Below are 5,651 nucleotides of genomic sequence, written 5' to 3' on the forward strand. Positions count from 1 at the left end.
TAGGGAAGCAGCAATTGTAACTGCTATTGCCCTTCCAATAGGCTTAGTTTCAGGAGTCTTTGCCATGAAGGTGGTACTCCATGTAATCTCTCTTATACAAGATGATATAGAATTATTTAATGATATGGAGGTAAAGATAAGTCCTATAGTGTTTCTAATAAGTTCTATCCTAGGAGCTATAACAGTATTTTTATCAGCTAGGGGACCGGCTAGAAGAGCAGGATCAGTTTCACCTCTAGAAGCTATAAGAAATACGGAGGAGACTAAAAAGGAGGACTTAAAAAGAGTTAAACATACAGGACTTGTAAGAAGCCTATTTGGAATAGAAGGAGAAATAGCCTATAAAAACTTAAAGAGAAATAAGAAAAGGTTTTTAATAACAGTGTTTTCCATGGTTTTAAGCATAGTTTTATTTATAACATTTTCTAGCTTTTCAAACTTCATGTATCAGTCAGGAATAATGGCAGAATCAGATATGGCAGATTATAATGTATATGGCACTCTGGGAGAGAATGAAGATGATATATATAATAAATTGAAAGACTCCCAAGATATAAACAAAATATATACTATTAAGGCGGATAATGGTAGGGTTAAGTTAGAAAAGAGGCATATAAAACAAAAGATAATAGACATGTCTCCCCTGAACTTTGAAGAGATAGAGGGTAAAATAGCAGTTGATAATGCAGAAATAATGACTATTGGTGATGAAAACTTTGATGCATTAGACAAACTTTTAAAACAAGGTGAGATGGATATAGAAACTATGAATAAAGAAAATGGAGTATTAGTTATAAATAGCACATATCCATACGATGATAGTAGCAATACGAGAAGTTTAATGGAAGGATACCAATTAAAGGTTGGAGATATGTTTTCCTTCTCCTCATATTCATCCGACTCAGAAGGTGAAGATTCTAAGTATGAAGAGTTAAAAGTAGTTGGTGTGTTAGAAAAAGGAATCTTGGGAAGGGAATACAACTATAATGGTGGTATAAACATAATAACTACTGAAAAAGTCTTAGATTCTATAATGACAAATAATAGCGATGTATACACAAATATGTATATAGAGGCAAAAGAAGATGGAAATAAAGAAACAATAGCTAAGTTTTTAAGGGAAATGGAAGATGATATCCCAGGATTAAATGTCATAGACTACGCAGAACGTGCACAGGAAGAGAGGAATATCACTATAATAATGAGTATATTCTTATATGGCTTTGTAACTATAATATCCCTAATAAGTGCAATAAACATAATAAACACCATAAGCACAAATATAATCCTAAGGACTAAAGAAATAGCTATGATAAAAGCAGTTGGTATGACAAACGAAGGTATAAAGAAGATGGTTGCTTTTGAAAGTATATTCTATGGACTTTATGCTAGTATATTTGGGACTATTATAGGAGTGGGGCTTTCCTATATCTTATATAGGCTAATTGGAGGAATATCACAATTTGAATATATATTCCCTCTTAAAAATGTAATAATAGCAAGTGTAGGGGCTTTAGTGATAGCCATACTATCAGGAACATATCCACTTAAGAGAATAAATGATAAAATAATAGTGGAAAGTATGAAGGAAAACAATTAATTGGCGGATAATTTTAGAGTTAAGTGTATTTAAAAGCTTTGTCATTCCGAGTAAAAGGAGGAATCTAAGGACCGAAAACAAAGATTCTTGGTCGTTATGCTCCTCAGAATGCCAACTAACATCATCTATACAGCATGAACAATAAAAAAGGACTTTGAATCAAATATTTGATTCAAAGTCCTTTTTTGCTTTTTTATGGGCCTTATATTGTAAGCGTACAATAAAAGATGTATTGAATAACTATAGGGATATCGGTATGATATCCCTATAGTAGTATTTATTAAGATTTACATGATTTTTGAACCTTCTCATCCCAAGGCATCATTAGATCTAATATGTGGGGATGGTTTTGTAGGTTATATCCTGGTAATCTGGATAATAAGTATTCTAAATATTTATATTGGTTTAGTCCATTGGATTTTGCTGTTTCGACTAGCGAGTATACACATGCACTTGCTTTAGCACCTTCAGGGCTACCGCAGAAAGTCCAATTTTTTCTACCTACTGTAAATGGTCTTATGCTGTTTTCAGCTATATTATTGGATATTACGCAGTTTCCATCTTCTAGATAGGTTTCTAGCTTTTCTTTGTGATTTAGTGCATATTGTAGGGCTTTTCCTATTTTAGATTTAGGAAGTACTTGCTCATTTGTATTTTCTGCCCATGACCAAAAGGCTTCTAGAACTGGTTTTTCTTTTTCTAGACGCTTAATTTTCCTATTTTCAGGTGATAGGTCTTTAAATTTTCTTTCCCAGTCAAATAACTGGTTACAATATGCTATTCCTTTTGATGGGATTGTTGCTTCTTTGCTTTTCATATCTTTGGGAAGGGCGTCTTTAAAGTACCGCCGTGTATGAGCCCAACATAAACAATGATGGATATCTTTTACTTTACCATAGCCTGAGAATCCATCTGTATGAAGATATCCCTTAAATCCTTTAAGGAATTCTTTGGCATTGTCTCCTGATCTACCAGGGGAATATTTAAATACTCTTATTCCTTTATCAGAATTAACTGAAGTGGAGTATACCCACATGTATGATTTCGTGGTATTTTTCTTGCCCTCTTCATTTAATACTTGAACTGGGGTCTCATCAGCATGCAAATATTTATCCTTTAGGAGTTCTTCTTGTAGTTTTTCTACTACAGGATTTAACCATTCATCTGATGTTTTTATTATCCAATTAGATAGGGTTCCTCTACTTATTGGAAATCCCATCTGTTTCCAATCTTTTTCTTGTCTATACAATGGTACTGCCTGTACATACTTTTGATACATTGTCCATGCTACACTTGATGCTGTTGCATAGGAATGCTGAAGTATAGGTTCTGGAGTAGATGCATTAAACATTCCAGCTCTATTTTCTTTTTTACATGTCCTGCATTCATATGTTTCCATAAATATATTAATCACTGATACTTCTGCTGGTACATATTTAATTTCAGATCTCATAAATTTCTTTCCAGCTACTTTGAGTTTATCCCCATCAACTGGACATATTTGTTTTGATTCTTCTAATTTGAATAATTGATCGTAACTAGGAAGTCCTTTATATAGTTCTGTTCTCTTGTATCCTTTTCTAGTTTTCTTTATTGGTTTTTCAAAAACTACTGGTTCTAGAAGAGGTGAATCTTCATCATTTTCAGTCTCATTGAATAGACCGAGTTCCATATCGCTAATTACTAATTGTCCATCTATGGCAGAGGTCTTTTCTGTTTTTCTTCCATAGAGTTTTTTGATTAAGTATTCCATGTTTTCATTAGCCTTCTTTAACTCTTCTCTAAGACCTTCTATGGTTTTATTTTGGGATTCAATTGTAGTTTGAAGTGTTTTTATTAAAGAGTTATTATCCATTGGAATCTAGCCTTTCTTCTGTGTTTTTTCTAATTATATTATACCATTTTCCCATAACAAAAACAAGAAAAAAGATACTTGGAACTATTCAAATTTCAATAGTTTTAAGTATCTATATTATCCTTTTATGATCAAGTTTTTGTATGACTTTTTTCTGGTCTATTGATAAGCCCTCTATCAACCATCTGTATTGCTGGGGACTAATCTCTCTAACTTCTTCTGTATTTCTTGGCCATTGAAATACTCCACCTTCAAGTCTTTTGTATAAAAGAAGAAAGCCATCCCCTTCCCATAACAAGGCTTTTATTCTATCTCTTTTGCCTCCGCAAAAGATAAACAGTACATTATCAAATGGACTTAATTTGAAATTTTGAGATACTAGGGCTGATAATCCATCTATGGCTTTTCTCATGTCGGTTTTACCACAGGCAATATAGATCTTAATATCATCAGGAAACTTCACTCTCATGATTAATTACCCATTAGAGAAAGCAGTGTTTTCAATGTATTAGGATCTGCTCCATTGAGGACTTCAATTTCATTTCCATTAGATCTAAGGATAGCGCAGACGTCTTGATTCTTGAAGTTGGATTTAGGAGTACCAGGCTTTACCTCTACAAATTCAGTTTGTCCTGATACAGCTAAGGTACCTGCTTTAATCAAGGCTTCTTCTCTAATTACTCTTTGCCAGTAGTAGAACTGACCTTTTGAAATATCATTTTCCCCACACCATTGTTTTATGGATATTCCACTACTACTATGTCTTTTAATTATCTCTATCCATTTAGACTTTAAGATTTCATGTTTTGATTCTTTCATAGTTGTAATACAGATCATCTCCTCACGCTTTTAATGTTGGCAAAGTTACTTTGTTAACTTTAAAAGTACTTTGTAGGAGTATTATCTCATGCTGGGTTGTATTTTGAAATCCATGATATTATTGAGCGCTTACCTTATATTCACTTGGTCTACTCTTATTAACTTAGTATTTTACTGTTGGAAAATTAATATGAAGATAAATCCTTATATTTATTCGCTAATTTAATTTTGTGAAGAAACCCAATATTTAAAATGCTGTCAAGGATCCGAAGGAAAAATGAGTAATTTTGGCTTCTTCAATTGAATAGGTATATATATAGGCACTATTTTAAAAATCCAGGAGGTGTTTTAGATGAAGGGTATTGTTGATTTAAATTCAGACATTGGTGAAAGTTTTGGAACCTATGTCTTAGGCTTAGATGAAGAAGTTATAAAGTATGTAACAAGTGCAAATATTGCTTGTGGTTTTCATGCCGGTGACCCTCTTATTATGGAAAAGACTGTGAAAGAAGCTGTAAAAAATGGAGTGGCTATAGGGGCTCATCCAGGTTATCCTGACTTGATGGGATTTGGTCGTAGAAAGATGGATATCAGTCCCAAAGAAGCAAGGGCCTACATGCTTTATCAACTAGGAGCTCTACAAGCATTTGCTTCTGCAAATGAAACAAAGATACAACATATGAAGCTTCATGGAGCATTTTATAATACTTCTAGCAATGATAAAAAACTTGCAGAAGAAGTCTTAAAAGCCCTACAAGAAGTAGACAAGGATATTATATTATTGGCTTTGAGTGGAAGTTTTATAGCTAAAAAGGCTAAAGATATGGGAATGAAAGTAGCTCAAGAAGTATTTGCAGACAGAGCCTACAATGAAGATGGAACACTAGTAAGTAGAAAACTACCAGGAGCTGTCATACATGATAAAGATGAAGCCATAGAGAGAATTAAAAAGATGGTATTGGATGGAAAAGTTACTACTATAGATGGAAAGGAAATATCTATAGCAGCCGATTCCATATGTGTTCATGGTGATAATCCAGAAGCTGTAAATTTCGTGAAAAATATTAGAGAAAGTTTAATTTCTGAGGGGATAGAAGTAAAGAGTTTAAATAAATTTATATAAGGAGTGAGAGGATTGGATAGAAATAAGGTTAAAAATCAAAATATATCAGTACTGTTAGGAGCCGCTTTTTTAATGGCAACTTCTGCAGTGGGGCCTGGATTCTTAACTCAGACGGCAACATTTACGTCTGAATTAGGTGCTACATTTGGATTTGTAATTTTAACATCGGTTATTATATCTCTAATCGCTCAATTAAACGTGTGGAGGGTTATAGGGGTTTCTGGCATGAGGGGTCAGGATATAGCCAATAAAGT

Annotated in this window: 5 protein-coding genes and 1 pseudogene; 3 read left to right on the plus strand and 3 right to left on the minus strand. The window is 33.3% G+C overall.

Features of this window, described 5'->3' with window-relative positions; translation table 11 throughout:
• A partial coding sequence (locus ACTHW2_RS07840) for an FtsX-like permease family protein (RefSeq protein WP_442263391.1) occupies positions 1-1,600 on the plus strand: 1,600 nt, incomplete at its 5' end.
• Positions 1,601-1,880: 280 nt separating this feature from the next.
• On the opposite strand, the gene tnpC is transcribed toward ACTHW2_RS07840, so the two are convergent.
• From tnpC to tnpA, 3 genes are all read right to left on the minus strand, one after another.
• Positions 1,881-3,455 (minus strand): IS66 family transposase, encoded by a 1,575-nt coding sequence (tnpC, locus tag ACTHW2_RS07845; protein ID WP_442263392.1) that lies wholly within the window; start codon positions 3,453-3,455, stop codon positions 1,881-1,883.
• Between the two features lie 112 nt (positions 3,456-3,567).
• Positions 3,568-3,924 (minus strand): IS66 family insertion sequence element accessory protein TnpB, encoded by a 357-nt coding sequence (tnpB, locus tag ACTHW2_RS07850; protein ID WP_442263393.1) that lies wholly within the window; start codon positions 3,922-3,924, stop codon positions 3,568-3,570.
• Positions 3,925-3,926: 2 nt separating this feature from the next.
• Entirely contained in the window at positions 3,927-4,274 is a 348-nt protein-coding gene (gene tnpA / locus ACTHW2_RS07855; RefSeq protein ID WP_442263394.1) for an IS66 family insertion sequence element accessory protein TnpA, read from the minus strand.
• Positions 4,275-4,626: 352 nt separating this feature from the next.
• Here tnpA and ACTHW2_RS07860 point away from each other — a divergent pair, with 352 nt between their 5' ends.
• Together ACTHW2_RS07860 and ACTHW2_RS07865 are read left to right on the plus strand one after the other, a co-directional pair.
• Positions 4,627-5,397: a LamB/YcsF family protein gene (locus ACTHW2_RS07860; RefSeq protein ID WP_442263395.1), complete on the plus strand. Its 771-nt coding sequence runs from the start codon at positions 4,627-4,629 to the stop codon at positions 5,395-5,397.
• 72 nt (positions 5,398-5,469) lie between these two features.
• Positions 5,470-5,651 (plus strand): annotated as a pseudogene (locus tag ACTHW2_RS07865) (hypothetical protein); the annotation flags it as partial.

The organism is Tissierella sp. (genome assembly GCF_052089545.1).
Taxonomy (GTDB): Bacteria; Bacillota; Clostridia; order Tissierellales; family Tissierellaceae; genus Tissierella_A.

Bases quoted from the DNA above. Each gene is read 5' to 3' on its own strand.
- tnpC (WP_442263392.1), bottom strand. From the start codon at position 3,455: ATGGATAATAACTCTTTAATAAAAACACTTCAAACTACAATTGAATCC.
- tnpB (WP_442263393.1), bottom strand. From the start codon at position 3,924: ATGAGAGTGAAGTTTCCTGATGATATTAAGATCTATATTGCCTGTGGT.
- tnpA (WP_442263394.1), bottom strand. From the start codon at position 4,274: ATGAAAGAATCAAAACATGAAATCTTAAAGTCTAAATGGATAGAGATA.
- ACTHW2_RS07860 (WP_442263395.1), top strand. From the start codon at position 4,627: ATGAAGGGTATTGTTGATTTAAATTCAGACATTGGTGAAAGTTTTGGA.